Consider the following 18,267-nt stretch of genomic DNA (forward strand, 5'->3'; position numbering starts at 1 on the left):
GCTTATTATGGAAACGCATCCCCAAATAACACTTAGGCGAGGAACACATAGAGGTCAAGATGTTATTTTTATTGAATTTGCTTATGATGAAGAATTAATAATTAAAGTTAAGCAAATATCTGGAGCCCGATGGAGTCAAACTAATCGCAGTTGGCTTGTTGCAAATAATGAAACTAATAAAGCGGAATTGAAAAAAGCCTTTTTAGTTCATCAAGAATCAGAAAAAAAAATCATTAACAAGAGCATTCAGAAAAAGAAAGAATATCAATCTAAATCCGATATCATCATTGAAAAAGACATTAGACAAGGGAGGCTTTTTATCAAGTTTCCTTTTGATTTAGCCATAAAGGAATCCATTAAAAAATTGGATGGATCATGGTGGCATCAAGAAAAAAAGATATGGTCGGTTCTTATGAATTCAGAGAATATGAAAACTATAGAAAGCATATTTAAAGGAAGAAATATGCTTTGGGTTGAAACGGAGAATCCTAGTGCTAAAAAACATCGCAGCCCTTTAAAAAAAGGCGAAGTAGAACTACACCCTAATTTTGAAAAACAACTGAAGATTGAAAACAAGAGCAAAAATACTATATCGAATTATATAAGTCAGGTATCTCATTTTCTATATTATTTTAGGAATGAGGATATATCCAATTTATCAGAAAATAAAATTCGAGATTATATTAATTATCTAAGAGAAGATTTGAATTATTCCACATCGTTTCAAAGGATTTTAATAAGTGCTGTTAACAACTATTACAGGACAGTATACAACAGGGATATAGATAGAACAGAATTGCCATATCCTATTTTTGAAAAGAGATTACCTAAGGTTATTAGTAAAGAAGATGTTCAAAAGATGATAAATGTTACAACAAACTACAAACATAAAATGGTCATTATTATGCTTTATAGTTTAGGTTTACGTAATAATGAACTAAGTATATTAAAGCTTAAGGATATTGATTTTGACAGAGAAATTATTACTATTTACAATTCGAAAGGACGCAAAGACAGGCAATTACCTTTGCCCACATCATTAATAAAACCTCTGAAAAAATACATCTTAGATTTTGCTATAAGAGATTATTTTTTAGAAGGGCAAGGGGAAAAGCCATATTCAGGAAGTAGTATAGGTAAAATAGTAAAAAGTGCAGCTGAGCAAGTAAATGTAAAGCTTCCTGTTACCCCACATGTTTTACGACATTGTTTTGCAACACATTCCCTTGAAAAGGGAGTAGATTTAAGATATATCCAAGCCATGTTGGGGCATAAAAGCAGTAAAACAACAGAAATATATACACATGTTAGTACAAAAAAGTTGAAATCTTTATCTAATCCTTTTGATGATATAAAAATTTGAGTTATTTTTACCAAACTTCCGTATAACTACCCAAATTGGGGTAGTTATGTGGAAGAAACTTACTTATATAAACAAGTTGTATGCAAGGCTAAAAAAAGACAGCAGTACTTTGATAGTTCGACTGGAAAATTGAAATAATAAGTGAATAATAAAAGAGCATTGATTGAAGTTTGGTGCAAGAAAAAATTAGTTTTTGCCCGCCCGCTTCTGCCCTTCGGGACAGTTGGGGAAGCCCACGCACAAACAGCACATTTGCAAATCGCACAAGGCAACCTACAGCCAAAATTTGCAAAAGAGCTGTTTTTTGCTTTCGCTCGCTGCTAATGGAAAGGTTTTCCGTATTTTTAAAAATTGAAAATAACAAGATAATATTTTATGGCTATAGATAATAACAACAACGAACTTGAAAAGACCCTTTGGGCAACAGCTGATAAGCTACGTAGCAATATGGATGCTGCCGAGTACAAACACATTGTATTGGGTTTGATTTTTTTGAAATACATTGCCGATGCCTTTAATGAATTGTATGAAAAACTAGAAAAAGGAGAAGGAGAATTTGAAGGAGCAGACCCAGAAGACAAGGACGAGTATTTGCAATTCAATGTATTCTTTGTTCCCGAAAATGCACGCTGGAAATATTTACAAGATAGAGCTAAGCAACCAGAAGTTGGAAAATTTGTTGATGACGCAATGGACGCAATCGAGAAACAAAACCCTTCGCTTAAAGGTGTTTTGCCAAAAGAATATGCACGACCTGATTTAAACAAACAACGTCTCGGAGAACTTATCGACCTTATCGGCACAATTGGTTTTGCAGAGGACGGACATGTAAGCAAAGACCTTTTGGGTAGAGTATATGAATATTTCTTAGGTATGTTTGCCGATGCCGAAGGTAAACGAGGCGGACAATTTTACACTCCTGCAAGTATTGTAAAACTATTGGTTGAAATGATAGAACCATATAATGGTCGAGTATATGACGGCTGTTGTGGTAGCGGTGGAATGTTTATTCAGAGCGAAAAGTTTATTACAGCACACGGCGGGAAAATTAAAAATCTTTCTATTTATGGACAAGAAAGCAATCCAACAACCTTGCGACTGGCAAAAATGAACCTTGCCATACGTGGCATTGACGCTCAAATGGAATTGGGTGATACTTTTATGCAAGACAAACACCCAGACTTGAAAGCTGATTATATACTGGCAAATCCACCTTTTAATGTAAGCGATTGGAGCGGAGAACAATTACGTGACGACCATCGATGGAAATATGGAGTGCCACCTGTTGGTAATGCAAATTACGGATGGTTGCAGCATTTTGCTCATAAACTAAGCCCGAAAGGTACAGCAGGTATAGTTTTGGCAAACGGTAGTATGACAAGCAATACTAGCGGAGAAGGTGATATTCGAAAAAATATGGTTGATGCTGGATTAATTGACTGTATGGTTGCACTGCCATCTCAATTGTTTTATAACACGATGATACCCGCTTGTTTATGGTTTTTGGCTCGTGATAAAACCAATGGTAATTTCCGAAATAGAAAAGGTGAAATACTATTTATTGATGCTCGAAACTTGGGGCAAATGATAAATCGCAGAAATCGTGAATTAGCGGATGAAGATATAAGAATCATTTCTGACACCTATCATAATTGGAGAAATCCCGAAGGTAATTATGAGGATATAGCAGGTTTTTGCAAAACTGCAACCGTAGAAGAAGTACAAGAAGCTAATTACGTTTTAACACCAGGTCGGTATGTCGGCACAGAATTAGAAGAAGAAGACGGAATCCCATTTGCAGAGAAGATGGACAAATTAACTTGCCAATTGGCTGAGCAGTTTGTAAAAAGCAGCGAGTTAGAAAATCAAATTCGTGAAAACCTTAAATCAATTGGATATGAGTTTTAAAGAAGGGTTGCAAGATACAATTCTTGGTACTATTCCAAAAGATTGGGAAGCTGTAGAATTTTCATCGGTTGCAGAATTAAAACATGGTTTTCAGTTTAGAACTCATGATTTTACTGATGATGGTGTAAAAGTTTTCAAGATAACCCAAATTAATAAAAACGGTAGTGTTGATATTTCGGCTTGTGACTTTATAGATGCAGACAGATTAAAAGACTTCGAAAAGTACATTCTCCATAAAGGAGATATTTTAATGGCATTAACAGGTGCAACAATTGGTAAAATAGCACGATATTATGAAAATGAAATATGTCTTCAAAATTACCGTGTAGGAAATTTTTTCAGCCAAGATAATGATGTCCTTTCAAAAGATTATTTATATCACTTTCTCACTTCTAAATATTTTTTCAATCAAATACTTGCAAGGCAAACTCAATCAGCTCAGCAAAATATTGGCAAGGATGAAATCAATAAAATGGTTCTATTCTTACCACCACTTTCAATTCAAAATAAAATAGCTACTATTTTAACAAGTTTAGAAGATAAAATTGAATTAAACCGTCAAATGAACCAAACATTGGAAGAAACAGCACAAACCCTTTTTCAAGAAATGTGCTTACCAAAAAACGACCAAGTACCAGATGGTTGGGAATGGAAAACTGTTTCTGAATTAGGTATTGTTATGACTGGAAATACTCCGGCAAGTAAAAACCCTGAAGAATTTGGAGATAAATATCCTTTTGTTACTCCTTCTGATTTCAAAAATTATTTTAAACTAATACTTAGCTCAAACAGGTACATTTCAGAAGAAGGTTTTATTAAGCATCAAAAAAGATTTATTCCAGAAAACTCAGTTCTTGTAACATGTATTGGTTCTGATATGGGCAAAGTTGCTATTACAAAAACAACATGTTTAACAAATCAACAAATTAATTCGTTTATTCCTAGTAATTCAAGAATTACAACAGAATTTATGTATTTCTATTTTAAGAATATTTATGACTTGCTTAAAAACATGGCAACAGGTGGTTCCACAATGCCGATAATTAATAAAAGTGATTTTGAGCGAATTAATATTCTTGTTCCCGAAAGGAAAATAATTTTGGATTTTACTAAACAATCAAAAAAAATTGACAAAAAAATTGAAGAAAATTTGCAAGAAATATCTATTCTAAAATTATTGCGTGATAACTTATTGCCCAAATTATTGAACGGGGAGGTTAGTGTATGTTAGCAGATAGGGAAAGAGAAATTGGATACGATGATAATCCTGCATTTAATGACTGGTTAGATGAAAACTTTACTGTTGTTATAGCTGATTATGATTTTAATGCAAGTGAGGTTTTGTATACAAATAAATATGAGAATTATATAGAAGCATTAGGAAGTTTTAATACTGACCCCCAAATTGTGATAGACAGAATTTTTAATAATTTCCCCAACCCTATTGCACATTATTTGTATGAAGCCGAAAACAACTATCAAAACGACCATCACAGATTAGATTTATTAAAATCATGTTGGGAAGCAACCATTTTTTTAATATTTGGGTTAGTTGTTGGTGAAGCTAGATATAGAAATATCCCACTTAAAGAATTAGGATTAACAACATGGAATAAATTTCGTTCAGACAGAGTACATGATAAATTAAATATTGTTGAAAATATCTTAAACCATGTTGAAACAACAAATATTGATTTTGAATGTAAAAATATTATCCCCCTTGAAACTTTATCTGGTATACGTTCATTGAATGGGGAAAGAAATGGTTTTGAACATGCTTCTGCCAAGACATCAATGCAACAGAAATCGTTATATAATGTGTTGTTTCCTCTTGTTACAAGGATGCTAAACCAACTAATGGGTCTTGAAAAGGTTCAATTATTTAGATATCATGATGCAGTAAGTCCACTTATTCCACGTTGTGAGATTTATAATGGTTCTTCATTATCAGGCAAGAAAGATGTTATTGTTTTAAAAAAGGAGAACTATTTTGAAATCATAGAAGAGTTTAATGCTAATTCTGTCTTTGCAAAAATCAACAATACTGCTTATCGCTTATCCCCTTTCATACATTTCTATCAGGAAGACCATGAAACAAATGCTTTGATTTGCTTCTATAAAAAATATCATGCGAGCAAATATAAATTTGAGGTTGTTAGCAAATCACAAGATATAGAAATTAATAAAGAGGAATTTGAGGATGTGGTAAATAAATTTAAAGCACTGATATTATAATATGAGCAATTTAATAACAGAAAACGATATAGAACAGATTGCTATTGAGCTTCTGCAAGAACAAGGTTATAACTATTCTTATGGCCCTGATTTATTGGATAGTGAAGAACGTCAAGCGAATGATGTTGTTCTGGAAAAGGTATTGCAAAATGCCATTTTTCGCATTAATACCGATATCCCTTTTGATGCACAAGAAGAAGCACGAAAAAAAGTTCTACGACATGAAAATCCCGATTTATTTACTCAAAATGAGATTACACACAAATATATAACCGAAGGTATAGATGTAACTTTCCGTAATACACAAGGCGAAATTCGCAACGATAAAGTTTGGCTGATAGATTTTAACGACATTTCAAAAAACGAATTTCAGGCAATCAACCAATTTACAGTAATTGAAAACAATCACAATCGCCGTCCAGATATTATATTGTTTGTAAATGGTTTGCCTTTGGTAGTCATTGAGTTGAAAAATCCAGCCGATGAAAAAGCTGATACCAAAGCTGCATTTAATCAAATAGAAACTTACAAAAAGCAAATATCTAATTTATTTGTCTATAACCTTTTTTCGATAGTCAGTGATTATTGGTTTGCAAAAGTAGGTAGCATTAGTAGCCCTTGGAGCAGATTTATGGAATGGAAATCTAAGGATGGTGAACACATAATTCAAGTAGATGAAAGGAAAGAAAATAAATTACTGTCAGAGTTGCCTTTTCTAATTGAAGGTTTGCTTAATAAAGCAACTCTATTGGACTTTCTAAAGCATTTTACTGTTTTTGAACGCACCAAAAAAGAAACAATAAAAAAAATAGCAGCATACCACCAATATTTTGCAGTAAACAAAGCCATTCAAACAACCATAAAAGCATCAGATACAGAAGGTGATAAACGTGGTGGTGTTGTATGGCACACACAAGGTAGTGGGAAAAGTTTAAGTATGGTTTTCTATACTGGTAAATTAGTTCTTTCACATGCAATGAATAATCCTACTATTGTGGTACTTACAGATAGAAACGACTTAGACCAACAACTATTTGAAACATTTAGCAATTGTAATCAACTTATACGGCAAACCCCTAAACAGGCTGAAAACCGTAGTGGTTTGAGAGAATTGCTTAAAGTAGCATCAGGTGGCGTTGTTTTTACGACTATTCAAAAATTCATGCCCGAAGAAAAAGGTGACACTTACCCGACATTAAGCGAACGCCATAATATTGTGGTTGTCGCTGACGAAGCCCACCGAAGCCAATACGATTTTATCGATGGTTTTGCCCGTCATATGCGAGATGCTTTACCCAATGCTTCTTTTATCGGTTTTACAGGTACACCCATTGAAAAGGAAGATGCAAATACACGTTCCGTTTTTGGCGATTATGTGCACGTTTACGATATTCAACAAGCAGTAGAAGACGGTGCAACTGTTCGGATTTATTATGAAAGTCGTTTAGCTAAAATAAATCTTGATGAAGTGGCACAAAAGGTAATGGACGAAAAAATTGAAGAAGTTACCGAAAACGAAGAACTCACTGAAAAGCAAAAGCACTTTGCCAAATGGACAAGCAAGGAAGCTATAGTTGGCAGTAAAGACCGTTTAGAACAAGTTGCTAAAGATTTAGTATTGCATTTTGAAGCTCGTTCAAAAACACAGGACGGCAAAGGTATGATTGTAGCAATGAGTCGTCGAATTGCAATAGCTTTATACAACGAAATTATAAAAATACGACCTGACTGGCATGATTCTGATGATACCAAAGGAATAATAAAAGTAATTATGACAGGTTCGGCTAGTGACCCTTTGGATTGGCAGGAACATATACGCAACAAACCACGCAGAAAATCTATTGGAGACCGCTTGAAAGACCCTTCAGACCCTTTACAATTAGTTATTGTTCGTGATATGTGGCTTACTGGTTTTGATGCACCATGTTTACATACCATGTACATTGACAAACCAATGAACGGTCATAATCTAATGCAAGCCATTGCACGGATTAACCGAGTTTTCAAGGACAAAAAAGGCGGTTTAGTAGTTGATTACATTGGAATTGCACAAGATTTGAAAAAAGCGATTGCCACATACACCGAAGAAGGTGGAAAAGGTAAACCAACTTTCGACCTCGAAGAGGCAGTTGCTAAATTGCAAGAACTTTACGAAGTTACTGTTGATATGTTTAGCAAATTCGATTACAAAAAATATTTTGAAATTGCTATAAAAGACAAATTGGAATTTATCCGTGATGCTATGGATTACATTTTGGCATTAGAAGACGGCAAAAACCGTTTCAATCAAAACGTAATGCGTCTTTCGCAAGCCTTCGGATTGTGCGTTCCACACCCTGAAACTTTAAAAATAAGAGATGAAGTCGGATTTTTCCAAACGGTTAAATCTTACATAGCCAAACTATCAGAAAAAGAAAAGACAAAAAGCAATCAGGAAATAGAAACAGCAATACGGCAAATTGTTTCGGAAGCATTAATTTCCGATGAAGTAATTGATGTTTTTCAGGCAGCAGGGTTAAAAAGACCTGATATATCCATACTTTCCAATGAATTTATGGACGATATTAAAAACATGAAACGCAAAAACCTCGCTCTTGAATTGTTGAAAAAACTATTAAATGATGAACTAAAAAGACGAGGTAAAACAAACATTACACAAAGCAAAAAGTTTTCAGAATTATTGGAGGAAGCCGTTCGCCGCTATCAAAACGGATTAATAACAACAGCCGAAGCCATACAAGAATTGGCAGACCTGATAGGCGATATAAAAGAAGCTGACAAACGAGGCGAGAAATTAAACTTAAATAATGATGAATTAGCTTTTTATGATGCACTCCACGTAAGCGATTTAGCCGAAAAAATAATGGGCGATGACATTTTACAAAATATCGCTCGTGAATTAGTAGATAGTTTACGAAACAGTATTTCAATAGATTGGAATGTTAAGAAAAGCGTGCAGGCAGGCATTAGGGTTAGGATAAAAAGATTATTAAGAAAATATAAATATCCTCCTGAAGATTCCCCTGCAGCAATTGAAGCGATTATGGAACAAACTGAAGCATGGTCAAGGGAATGGACAAAAGAATAAATTATGATAGAAGTAATATCTAAAAATTGGCTTGCTTATTTTCTTGAAGAATTAGAAAATACAGATAATGTATTTCTTATTTCCCCTTTTGTCACAAACAACATTGTTAATCATTTATTGAGTAACAAGAAAAAAGCTAAAATCCAGTTAATTACTCGTTTTAATTTAAACGATTTTCGTTCAAGAGTTTCAAGTTTATCTGCATTGAAAAAACTTGTTTCAAAAGGGGCTGAAATTAAAGGAATACAAAATCTGCATAGCAAAGTTTACATTTTTGATAATAAGAGTACAATAATTGGTTCTGCAAATTTTACTTCTGGTGGATTTTTCAATAATTATGAGTTCGGAATTAAAACTATAGACCAAGTGACAATTTCTAATTCAAAAATGTACTTTCAAGACTTATGGCAAATAAATTCTGAAATCCTAACTATAAACCAAATTGAAGATTGGGAAAAGGAACTAAAAAACTCACAACCAACTTCAAATAATAATGAATTGCCAGATTATGGTAAAAAAGCTTTGATACAAGGCGACAGAAAACGTAAATATTTTATAAAAAACTTTGGAAGTGATGATAGTAGAGTTAATACAAGCTTTACTACAAAAGAAGAAATAGACCGTTCTCATTGTCATTGGGCATTAACATTTTCAGGAAAGAAAGGTAGACCTCGCAAATATAGAAATGGAGATATCGTTTATATGGCGCGAATATTACATGGTACAGAGTATGCTATTTTTGGGAAAGCGATTACACTTAAACATGTTGATAACAGAGATACCGCAACACATGCCGATATTAGGGCGATACCATGGAAAGATGAATGGCCTGTTTATATTAGAGTGAAAGACCCTGTGCTAATTGATGCAACTATGGGTGATTGCCCAAAAATGAGTGAATTGATTGATACATTAGAATATGACAGCTTTGATAAACCTCAAAAAAGATTTCTTGAAGGGAAGCCAATTAAAAGTGCTTGGGGTTCATTACGCCAACAAGCAGACGTAGAATTGACTGAAATTGCAGCGGAATGGCTAGAGAATAAGTTTCAAGAAACTAAAAATAAATATGGAGAAGTAACGGCTCAATACCTATCGGGCTTGTATCAAGGAAATCCAACTATAAAGGAGGTCATTGATAATGCATAGAGCCACCACACACAGCCAAGCACATTTGCAATTCGCAAAAGCCAGCGCACAACCCAAAATTACAAAAGAGCTTGTCTGTTTGCCAACGCTTTTTTTGCCGACCCAAAAAACTAATTTTTTCGGGAACAGCAGTGCTTCGATTGAGCGGATTTTAGATTGTAGTAAATTGAGAACTAACTGATAATGAATAAAGCCCAGCATACAACAATGTATATAAAACATTTGGCGGTTAGTGCTAATTTTAAGGTCGTTACATTTAATAAAATTTGTAGCGGTTTGACAGGTAAGTGCTCCGAAATGCCAAACGATTTCATATACTTACCGTTACCTGCAAGGCTAAGAAAAATTATGAACTATGAAAAGAATAACACTTACATCAATTTTAGTCGCTCTGACAATTCTTGTTAGTAGCCAGACATTTATTCAGAACGACAAAACCTGGAATGTTGTCGAATGTATAAATTGGGGTGGTTGTGGAACTCAATCATTCAAAATATTAGGAGATACGACAATAGGTCAAACTGAATATAAGAAACTCTATGCTACATACGATACAACTTTTAGCAATTGGAATAAGTATGGGGCGTTGAGAGAAAATGAAAACAAAGTTTATTTTTATCTATTCGCTAATGAAACAGAAGTATTGCTTTATGATTTCGGGTTGAATGTAGGTGAAAATTTTAACTCGACTCACAATTCAATCGAATATCAAGGTTGTCCTATTGAAATGGAAGTTTCATTAATAGATACAGTTACAATTGAGAATGGAGAACAACGGCAAAGGATTACATTTTCTGATGGAGAAGAATGGATTGCAGGAATTGGAAGTATTTATGGATTGGTCTATGTTGGGGTATATCAATGCATTTTTGATATGTATTATGATTTGAGTTGCTGCCATGAAAACGAAGAGTTAATATTTCAATCGCCAAGTTTTGACGACTGCCTCGTAAATACTGTTGGAATAAATGAAAATGTTGGAAAAATCAATCACTCCATTACCCCTAATCCATTCAACCATTCAACTATCCTAAATTTCGACTATTCGAGTTCACAAACATACAGACTTCAAATTTTTAATTCAACTGGACAACTAATAAAACGAATTAATCCAATAAACTCTGGCAAAATTGAAATATCAGGAGAATATCTTAATTCAGGAATTTATTATTATCAACTTATTAATGACAATTATGAGATTGCAGGGGGAAAATTGATAAAAGAATGAAAAAGCCCAGCAGGTAACAAAAAATATAGTGCATTTGGCAGTTAGTACTAAAAATGAATATAATAGCAATAAATAAACTTAGTCGCAACCTGAAAATGAAGTGTTTTAAAATGCCAAACGCACCATATTCAAAACGTTACCTGCAAGCTCACACTGTGAAATTAAATAATAAAGTGAAATAAATCAAACTTCTTATTAATGAAAATTTAATGTGAATAGTTTACCTTAGACCAATATTGTAATAATTGAACAGTGGAAGACAACAAAAGAAACATAAAAGTATTTTGGATATTAACAATCCTTTTTTGGTTGGTTATTGGTAGTATTGATATGTATATAAATTATCAAAGAGGTTATAACCAACCTGAAAATTTTGTTGGTGAATTAATATCTATTTCTTTAGGCTTGTCAATGTCATTACTAATTGGGATTCTATTTAGAAAACTCAATCTGTTTCAAAAAAACATTAATATTATCATAATATTTGCTTCTGGAATTTCAATATTTTCTGGTGTGGCTTGGCACTTTCTTGACTATTTGCTCAGCATTCCAATTTTTGGTATCGACCCCATAATAGGAGGTTTTAAAGCCTTAACAATTCCAGGATATTTGAAAATATTTTTACGTAACTCGTTGATATTCTTGTCATGGTCTGGAATTTATATTGGAACTATATTTTATAAAGATAGAACCTTTGAAAAACTTCTAAAAGAAAAAGCAATTTTAATGTCAGAAAATACTCAACTGAAAATGCTTCGCTACCAATTAAACCCACATTTTCTATTTAATTCACTTAGTTCTTTGCGCTCATTAATAAGAACAGACAAAGATAAGGCTGATGAAATGCTAACCCAAATTTCAGAATTTTTACGATTCTCTTTAAATACACATGATCAAATTGTAGTTCCAGTTTATAAAGAAGTTGAAATGTTGGAAGCCTATTTAAAAATTGAAAAAGTTAGATTTGCAGATGACTTGACTTTTGAAATAAAAATAGCACCACTCGCTGAAGATTTTCCAATATTGGCTTTCTTGCTTCAACCAATTATTGAAAACTCCATTAAGTATGGTATGAAAACTAGTAGAATGCCGTTGAAAATTGGTGTTACTGCTGAGGTTATTAATAATAAAGTACTCTTAAATATTATGAATAGTGGTTATTGGCTTAACAATAAAGATATGGATAAAGCAGGTTTAGGTCTTGAAAATATTAAGAATCGTTTAAATCAAGCCTATCCCAACACACACACTTTCAACATAATTAAAGCAGATGACCTTGTTAATGTTCAAATTGAAATTATTGAGGAGGGCGATTATGAATGAGGCAATTAACAGAGCTTTGATTGTGGATGATGAAATTCTTGCACAAGAAGATTTACAAGATGTAATATCCAAAGTAGGCAACATAGAAGTGGTAGGTAAAGCAAAAAATTTGCATGAAGCTCGTACTTGTATTAGAAAATATAAGCCCAATTTAATTTTTCTAGATATAGAAATGCGAGGAGAAAATGGCTTTGACTTAATAAAGGATTTGGATGAAAATGTGCGAGTAGTTTTTGTGACAGCATATGACGAATATGCTATTAAAGCTTTCGAAGTGGATGCATTTGATTATTTATTAAAGCCTGCTTCAGTAGGTAGGTTAAAATCTACTATCGAACGACTTAAAGTTGATTCATTGAGAGGGAACAAGAAAGTTCATCAAATGAACTTTGATGATAAAATTTTTATTCAAATAAATAAATCCCACCAATTTTTGCCTTTATCAGAAATCTTGCTCATAGAAGCCGACGACTACTATTCAAAAATCTACACCAAAGATGGAAAGAAAAATCTAGTCTTGAGATCATTGAAAAATTGGGAAAATCGATTGCCAGAAAAGCATTTTCAGAGAATTCATCGATCCTACATTGTTAACCTAAATGAAGTTAGAAAAGTAATGCCATGGTTCAATAATTCTCATAGAGTATTTATAAATGGTATTGAAGAACCATTTGCATTAAGCCGTAGATATTTTTCAAGAATTAAAAAAATTATGGGTTAAAATCCCTAAATATAAAATTTTGCTACCTGTTACTTAAGTATACTACCTCTCCCTGAATTTTGTATGGAAGATTGGTACATTCATATTAGTTTTGGATTATAATTAATCTATTTAACATATGTGTACAAAATTTATTCCTATCTTTTTCATTGTTTCAATTTTGTTAATTACTAAATCTTTTGCCCAAAAAGAAAAAATTGATAGGTATTTGGCAAGTTGTAATGAAAGAGGTTTATTTAATGGCACTGCACTAATAGCGAAAGGTGACAGTATCCTTTTTAATAAAGGGTTTGGTTTGGCAAACAGAGAATGGAATATCCCAAATGATGTAGATACTCGTTTCGATATTGGCTCACTTACTAAACAATTTGTAACAGTAATTACTTTACAATTAGTAGAAGAAGGCAAACTAAATGTTGATAATGTAATAAGTGATTTTTTGCCCAAATACCGCAAAGATATTGGAGATATTGTAAATATTAATCATCTTTTAAAACACACTTCTGGAATAAAGCCGTATGTAGCTGTACGAGGAATAGATAATCAACTAGCACAAACCTTGTCAAAAGAAACTGCATTAGAGGTATTACATAGTGGAGACCTTGAGTTTGAACCAGGTGAAAGATATAGGTATAATAATTCAGGCATGTGTATCCTTGTTTATATTATTGAAAAAATCACAAAAAAAGCATTTGAAGACAACCTGAAAGAAAGAATATTTATTCCCTTGAAAATGAAAAATTCAGGATTGATTAAACCTAATAAAGTAATTGAAAAACTTGCAAGTGGATACATATTAGGTATGGGGGAATACACCAAACCGAAATATTTGAATCCATTAAATACTTATGGAGCAGGAGGTTTGCATTCAACGGTAGAAGATATGTTTTTATGGAATAGATCATTTGCAAAACATTCCTTATTACCAGAAAAATATGATGAATGGTTCTACGACCCTTATGATGAATTTCACCCTGGAAATGGGCATGCATATTCATGGGATATTACTACTCTCCAATTACCTGATACAAAAAAGAAAACAAAATTTGCTCACTATAATGGTGCTCAATGGGGATATCTTTGCGAGATGGCTTGGATCTTTGAGGGTGATTATACCATTCTCCTATTTACAAATATTGGACATAATAATAATATTTGGGCCGTAGAATCAGGAATTAGAAATATACTTTTAAATGCACCATATAAAATCCCTTTACCCTCTCTTAATTCGGTCTTAGCAAAAAATCTTAATAATGATACATTTTATAAATTGATATTGGATGTAAAAAACAACAAAACACAATATTCTATCAACGAACAAAGTATAAACATGTTAGGCTATAATTTATTATGGCGTAATAATTTAACAAAAGCTCAATTGGTATTTGAATTAAATACGAAACTATTTTCAGAAAGCTCGAATGCTTTTGATAGTTTAGGTGAGTTATATATGACCATTGGAAAGAAAAAAAATGCAATTAATAGCTTTAAAAGATCGTTGGAATTAAACCCTGAAAATAAAAATGCAAAAGCAATGCTTGACAACTTAAACAATAAATAAATATCTACTAGACTATGAAACATTTTATAAAATTATCTCCAAGAATATCCATCATCCTTATATTTACATTTATAGGTTTGGCATCATGTAATTCTCAGACACAACCCAAGAACGAAGTTAAAAAAATGGAACCAGTGAGAAAAGAAGTGAAGCCGGTTGAGGAAACAAAAATACTATCAAACGTTTTTGAATGTGATTATATGGGTCAGGAAACACCAGGTTCCATACCAGTAGTTTTTGCACCTGGAATTGTATCTACTAATGAGGATATTTATGGATTTGAAATATCACCATCTGGTAAGGAAATGATCTACACTAGAAAGGAAGGAATAAATATATTGGAATTTAAATCAGGCAAATGGTCGAAACCACATATAATCTCATTTTCGAAAGTTGGTAATAATGGAGAGTGTAGTTATTCTCGTGATGGTAATAAAATATATTTTAACTCTCGACGATCATGTCCAGGATCAAAAACAGCATCAAATATTTGGATTTCGGAGAAGAAAGATGGTAATTGGAGTAAACCATATTATTCGAAATTAAGTATTCCTAATAAAACCGTTCATTCTGTTTCTGTTGCAGCAAATGGAAATTTATATTGTGATGGTATTGTTCGGTTTGAACATTCGGGAGGGAGCTATTCTAAAGCTAAAAGTCTTCAGGCAAATATAAAAGGGGCGCATGTTTTTATTGCATCTGACGAAAGCTACTTGATGTTTGATAAAAGAGTGCAGGGAAAGAGTTCTGATATATTCATTACATTTTTAAAGTCTGATAAAACATGGACATCCCCAGTTCCGCTTGATAAAATAAATACTATTGCAAAAGAAAATCAGCCAACAGTTACTTCTGATGGAAAGTATATATTTTTCACCAGAAACAATAAGATATTTTGGATGAAAGCAGACTTTATAAATGAAATGCAAAAGAAATTTTTAAGATGAAATTAATACTTCAAGTTTATTTTATATTATCAACAATCGTATCCATTGCGCAGTCGAATAAAATTGTAATTTCTATAGATGATGTTCCGTGTGCAAACTGCAAAACTCTTCTTATAACAGAAAATGTTAATGATAAATTGATTTCAACATTTAAAAAATTTAATGTCCCAGCAATTGGATTTGTAAATGAAATAAAGTTATATAATAATAAACTTCCTGAAACTTCTAGAATTGAAATACTAGAACAATGGCTTAGGAATGGCTACGAACTAGGGAATCACACTTTTTCACATGTGGACATTAATAAATTAAGTATTGAAGAATATGAAACAGATATTTTAAGGGGCGAAATTATTACAAAACCAATGATGAAAAGATATGGTGAAGAATTAATATATTTCAGACATCCCCAATTAAGAACTGGCTCAACCGCAGAATATAAAAATCAATTAGATAGTATTTTGCTAAAGCATCATTATACTACAGCACCTGTAACAATGGATAATGATGAGTTTATTTATGCTTATTGCTATAAGAAAGCAAAAGAAAGAAATGATAGTTCCACCATGAAAATTGTTGCCGATGATTACATTAGCTATATGAATGACATATTCATCTATTATGAAAAACTCTCAATAGATTTTCTTTCATATAATTTAAGCCATATATTATTACTACATGCAAATGAACTAAATGCAGATTATTTAGACGAAATTCTGCAGGTATTAATCAACAGGAATTACTCATTTATTACTTTAGAAGAAGCATTAAAGGACAAAGCTTATATGCTTCCTGAATCATTTTCTGATAGAGGTATTTCGTGGATCGACAGGTGGAAATTAGCTAAAGGGATGGAGATAACATCCCAACCAAAAGTTTCTGAAAATATCCAACTAAAATATGAGCAATATAGATCATTGTCAGGATATTAAACAACAAGAAATAATTGAACAAGCAAATGTTTTTAATCGTAAAAGAGAGTTGTTGTTAACAATATGTTATACACAAATATTTTAAAGTAATGAAAACTAAATGGTTGTTGTTCGTAGTTTTGGTTTTAGTGACAATATCCACCGTCTGCCAAACTATAAACTTTGATACTACGCAAACAGTTTTTAGTTCGGTCATCCAGACATCGGATGAAATAGTTGAGATTCCTAATAATATAGAGCGACTTGATAAAAGAAAAGGAGTTAGCACTTACCATTACTTAATAAATGGTGCTAATTTGTACATTCAAGAAGAAGGAGCTGGAATTCCTTTATTATTGATACATGGTGGGCCGGGTGGTACTAGCCATGTATTTCACCCCTATTTTAGTAATGCAAGCAAATACAGCAAAATTATTTATTATGATCAAAGAGGATGTGGATTAAGTCAGTTTACGGGTGATTCTACATATACGATTTTACAATCAATAGAGGATATTGAATCATTAAGAAAAGAACTTAGTATTGAAAAATGGTTTGTATTAGGTCATTCATTTGGAGGAATTCTTGCTCAATATTACACATTTACTTATCCTGAAAATGTACTTGGAGTGATTTTAGTAAATAGCGAAATTTCCTTCCAACAAAACTATCTAATTTCAGGAAATCAATATCTCAATATTTCGAATCTGGAAAAGAATTTGATGTATAAAAATTGGAAATTGATTGATGAAGGAAAAGTTTCATTAGCAACGGGGCTTTTTAATGCTGAACTTAATGGAGCATGGAAAAGACAAAGTTTTTATAAACCTACCCAAACATATGCTGCCCAAACCTCTTTATATGAATGGCATCATGACAAGCATTTTAATTCATTAATGAGTGGTGCTATTGATTATATTGATTTCTCTAATTGCTTCAAAACCTGCCCAATACCTTTTTATATTATAGAAGGTAAGTGGGATAATACTTGGGGGAGAAATAAAACTGAATTAATATTGAAGGAGTTTCCTTTATCTAAACTATTTGTTATTGATAGTTCAGCTCACTCACCATTCCAGTCTAATTCACTAGCCTTCTTCACAATACTTGAATCAATTTTCAAAGAAGAGAAACCAATCCTAAATAGAGATATTAAAATTTGGAAAAATCATGCTCAAAAAGAGTTTGATAAGAATATTGAAATTTTGGAAAATGATGATGCATTTTTAGGTTTGGTTGATAATTACAATTTCAAGTTGGCATTATATTTTTTTGATTCTCTGAAACTAGAAAAACCTAATAATAAAGTAATTACTCCTTTACCTTTGATTAATTCAGGTAAATGGCTATTAAAAAGTAATTCTAGATCAAACTTGGCAGTCGATTTTTTCGTGTTATGCTTGAAAGAATATCCAGAGGCAAATATTTGCTACTATTATATTGCAAAATCATATCAGGCTACTGAAAATAATAAACAGGCTGAATTATATATGAGAATGTATATTTCAGAAACTAGTCAAGGAATCGACACTAAACAAAATTTTGAGTACAGATTAAAGGTATTGATGAAGAATGAATTGTAAATATTTTTAATAGTAAAACTGTAAATTAAAGCCAGCAGGTAACACGCGCTCATACTGCATAGCGCAATTTGTTGTAAATATGAACATTACGTTTCGCAATTTGATATATTTGTACGCAGAAAAATTTGTAATATTAATGCGCTACGCAGCATAGCGCCATCCGTTGCCAATCATTTAGAATAACTAAACTCAAAGCATAGAATTTAATAAAAGCGTTCTTTTTATATTGAGAAAACCCGTCTTGGAAAAG

At 32.4% G+C, this 18,267-nt stretch carries 14 protein-coding genes; all 14 read left to right on the forward strand.

Translation table 11 applies throughout. From position 1 onward, the window contains the following. Positions 1-7 precede the first annotated feature (7 nt). A complete protein-coding gene (locus HNS38_RS14715) occupies positions 8-1,363 on the forward strand; it encodes a tyrosine-type recombinase/integrase (RefSeq protein ID WP_172346651.1) in 1,356 nt (451 codons plus the stop codon). Between the two features lie 141 nt (positions 1,364-1,504). After that, positions 1,505-1,687, forward strand: coding sequence for a hypothetical protein (locus HNS38_RS14720; RefSeq protein ID WP_172346652.1), 183 nt, complete (start codon positions 1,505-1,507; stop codon positions 1,685-1,687). A 51-nt stretch (positions 1,688-1,738) separates the two neighbouring features. Beyond that, positions 1,739-3,271: a class I SAM-dependent DNA methyltransferase gene (locus tag HNS38_RS14725; RefSeq protein ID WP_172346653.1), complete on the forward strand. Its 1,533-nt coding sequence runs from the start codon at positions 1,739-1,741 to the stop codon at positions 3,269-3,271. Then, positions 3,261-4,502, forward strand: a complete 1,242-nt coding sequence (locus HNS38_RS14730) for a restriction endonuclease subunit S (protein ID WP_172346654.1) — start codon at positions 3,261-3,263, stop codon at positions 4,500-4,502. Before HNS38_RS14725 ends, HNS38_RS14730 begins: the two co-directional genes overlap by 11 nt. Further along, on the forward strand, positions 4,496-5,506 hold the full coding sequence (locus HNS38_RS14735) for a hypothetical protein (protein WP_172346655.1): 1,011 nt from the start codon (positions 4,496-4,498) through the stop codon (positions 5,504-5,506). Before HNS38_RS14730 ends, HNS38_RS14735 begins: the two co-directional genes overlap by 7 nt. Position 5,507: 1 nt before the next feature. After that, entirely contained in the window at positions 5,508-8,594 is a 3,087-nt protein-coding gene (locus tag HNS38_RS14740) for a type I restriction endonuclease subunit R (RefSeq protein ID WP_172346656.1), read from the forward strand. Positions 8,595-8,597: 3 nt separating this feature from the next. Next, on the forward strand, positions 8,598-9,743 hold the full coding sequence (locus tag HNS38_RS14745; RefSeq protein ID WP_172346657.1) for a phospholipase D family protein: 1,146 nt from the start codon (positions 8,598-8,600) through the stop codon (positions 9,741-9,743). 355 nt (positions 9,744-10,098) lie between these two features. Further along, entirely contained in the window at positions 10,099-10,971 is an 873-nt protein-coding gene (locus HNS38_RS14750) for a T9SS type A sorting domain-containing protein (protein ID WP_172346658.1), read from the forward strand. A gap of 252 nt (positions 10,972-11,223) precedes the next feature. Next, positions 11,224-12,294 (forward strand): histidine kinase, encoded by a 1,071-nt coding sequence (locus tag HNS38_RS21235; RefSeq protein WP_172284511.1) that lies wholly within the window; start codon positions 11,224-11,226, stop codon positions 12,292-12,294. Then, complete coding sequence (locus HNS38_RS14760; protein ID WP_172284512.1) at positions 12,287-13,015, forward strand: LytTR family DNA-binding domain-containing protein; 729 nt, start codon at positions 12,287-12,289, stop codon at positions 13,013-13,015. Before HNS38_RS21235 ends, HNS38_RS14760 begins: the two co-directional genes overlap by 8 nt. A gap of 118 nt (positions 13,016-13,133) precedes the next feature. After that, positions 13,134-14,576 carry a serine hydrolase domain-containing protein gene (locus HNS38_RS14765; protein ID WP_172346659.1) on the forward strand — a complete coding sequence of 481 codons (1,443 nt, stop codon included), beginning with the start codon at positions 13,134-13,136 and terminating at the stop codon, positions 14,574-14,576. A 14-nt stretch (positions 14,577-14,590) separates the two neighbouring features. Beyond that, positions 14,591-15,523, forward strand: a complete 933-nt coding sequence (locus HNS38_RS14770) for a PD40 domain-containing protein (RefSeq protein WP_172284514.1) — start codon at positions 14,591-14,593, stop codon at positions 15,521-15,523. Then, positions 15,520-16,455, forward strand: coding sequence for a polysaccharide deacetylase family protein (locus HNS38_RS14775; RefSeq protein WP_172284515.1), 936 nt, complete (start codon positions 15,520-15,522; stop codon positions 16,453-16,455). Before HNS38_RS14770 ends, HNS38_RS14775 begins: the two co-directional genes overlap by 4 nt. A gap of 89 nt (positions 16,456-16,544) precedes the next feature. Next, positions 16,545-18,017, forward strand: coding sequence for an alpha/beta fold hydrolase (locus HNS38_RS14780; RefSeq protein WP_172284516.1), 1,473 nt, complete (start codon positions 16,545-16,547; stop codon positions 18,015-18,017). The last annotated feature ends 250 nt before the right edge of the window (positions 18,018-18,267 follow it).

Source organism: Lentimicrobium sp. L6 (assembly GCF_013166655.1).
Lineage (GTDB): Bacteria > Bacteroidota > Bacteroidia > Bacteroidales > UBA12170 > UBA12170.

Bases quoted from the DNA above. Each gene is read 5' to 3' on its own strand.
- HNS38_RS14715 (WP_172346651.1), top strand. From the start codon at position 8: ATGGAAACGCATCCCCAAATAACACTTAGGCGAGGAACACATAGAGGT.
- HNS38_RS14725 (WP_172346653.1), top strand. From the start codon at position 1,739: ATGGCTATAGATAATAACAACAACGAACTTGAAAAGACCCTTTGGGCA.
- HNS38_RS14730 (WP_172346654.1), top strand. From the start codon at position 3,261: ATGAGTTTTAAAGAAGGGTTGCAAGATACAATTCTTGGTACTATTCCA.
- HNS38_RS14735 (WP_172346655.1), top strand. From the start codon at position 4,496: ATGTTAGCAGATAGGGAAAGAGAAATTGGATACGATGATAATCCTGCA.
- HNS38_RS14740 (WP_172346656.1), top strand. From the start codon at position 5,508: ATGAGCAATTTAATAACAGAAAACGATATAGAACAGATTGCTATTGAG.
- HNS38_RS14745 (WP_172346657.1), top strand. From the start codon at position 8,598: ATGATAGAAGTAATATCTAAAAATTGGCTTGCTTATTTTCTTGAAGAA.
- HNS38_RS14750 (WP_172346658.1), top strand. From the start codon at position 10,099: ATGAAAAGAATAACACTTACATCAATTTTAGTCGCTCTGACAATTCTT.
- HNS38_RS14760 (WP_172284512.1), top strand. From the start codon at position 12,287: ATGAATGAGGCAATTAACAGAGCTTTGATTGTGGATGATGAAATTCTT.
- HNS38_RS14765 (WP_172346659.1), top strand. From the start codon at position 13,134: ATGTGTACAAAATTTATTCCTATCTTTTTCATTGTTTCAATTTTGTTA.
- HNS38_RS14770 (WP_172284514.1), top strand. From the start codon at position 14,591: ATGAAACATTTTATAAAATTATCTCCAAGAATATCCATCATCCTTATA.
- HNS38_RS14775 (WP_172284515.1), top strand. From the start codon at position 15,520: ATGAAATTAATACTTCAAGTTTATTTTATATTATCAACAATCGTATCC.
- HNS38_RS14780 (WP_172284516.1), top strand. From the start codon at position 16,545: ATGAAAACTAAATGGTTGTTGTTCGTAGTTTTGGTTTTAGTGACAATA.